Consider the following 1,415-nt stretch of genomic DNA (forward strand, 5'->3'; position numbering starts at 1 on the left):
ACACAGTGGACGCGAGCAACTGAGGACAAGCCCTCGGCCTATTAGTACCGGTCACCTCCAGCGGTTACCCGCCTTCCAGATCCGGCCTATCAACCCAGTCGTCTACTGGGAGCCTTAACCCCTCAAAGGGGGTGGGAATACTCATCTCGAAGCAGGCTTCCCGCTTAGATGCTTTCAGCGGTTATCCCTCCCGAACGTAGCCAACCAGCCATGCCCTTGGCAGGACAACTGGCACACCAGAGGTTCGTCCGTCCCGGTCCTCTCGTACTAGGGACAGCCCTTCTCAATATTCCTACGCGCACAGCGGATAGGGACCGAACTGTCTCACGACGTTCTAAACCCAGCTCGCGTACCGCTTTAATGGGCGAACAGCCCAACCCTTGGGACCGACTCCAGCCCCAGGATGCGACGAGCCGACATCGAGGTGCCAAACCATCCCGTCGATATGGACTCTTGGGGAAGATCAGCCTGTTATCCCCGGGGTACCTTTTATCCGTTGAGCGACGGCGCTTCCACAAGCCACCGCCGGATCACTAGTCCCGACTTTCGTCCCTGCTCGACCCGTCGGTCTCACAGTCAAGCTCCCTTGTGCACTTACACTCAACACCTGATTACCAACCAGGCTGAGGGAACCTTTGGGCGCCTCCGTTACTCTTTAGGAGGCAACCGCCCCAGTTAAACTACCCATCAGACACTGTCCCTGATCCGGATCACGGACCCAGGTTAGACATCCAGCACGACCAGACTGGTATTTCAACGACGACTCCACCATGGCTGGCGCCATGACTTCAAAGTCTCCCAGCTATCCTACACAAGCCGAACCGAACACCAATATCAAACTGTAGTAAAGGTCCCGGGGTCTTTCCGTCCTGCTGCGCGAAACGAGCATCTTTACTCGTAGTGCAATTTCACCGGGCCTATGGTTGAGACAGTCGAGAAGTCGTTACGCCATTCGTGCAGGTCGGAACTTACCCGACAAGGAATTTCGCTACCTTAGGATGGTTATAGTTACCACCGCCGTTTACTGGCGCTTAAGTTCTCAGCTTCGCCACCCCGAAGAGTGACTAACCGGTCCCCTTAACGTTCCAGCACCGGGCAGGCGTCAGTCCGTATACATCGCCTTACGGCTTCGCACGGACCTGTGTTTTTAGTAAACAGTCGCTTCTCGCTGGTCTCTGCGGCCACCCCCAGCTCAGAGTGCAAGACTCATCACCGGTGATGGCCCCCCTTCTCCCGAAGTTACGGGGGCATTTTGCCGAGTTCCTTAACCATAGTTCACCCGAACGCCTCGGTATTCTCTACCTGACCACCTGAGTCGGTTTAGGGTACGGGCCGCCATGAAACTCGCTAGAGGCTTTTCTCGACAGCATAGGATCATCCACTTCACCACAATCGGCTCGGCATCAGGTCTCAGC

The 1,415-nt window shown here is 56.3% G+C and carries 1 rRNA gene (running past one end of the window); it reads right to left on the reverse strand.

The window, feature by feature from the left end:
- Positions 1–21: 21 nt before the first annotated feature.
- A 23S ribosomal RNA gene (locus ACFVTC_RS42700) occupies positions 22–1,415 on the reverse strand; it runs 1,796 nt beyond the window's last position.

The sequence above is a fragment of the Streptomyces sp. NPDC057950 genome, from assembly GCF_042887295.1.
Classification (GTDB): Bacteria; Actinomycetota; Actinomycetes; order Streptomycetales; family Streptomycetaceae; genus Streptomyces; species Streptomyces kaempferi.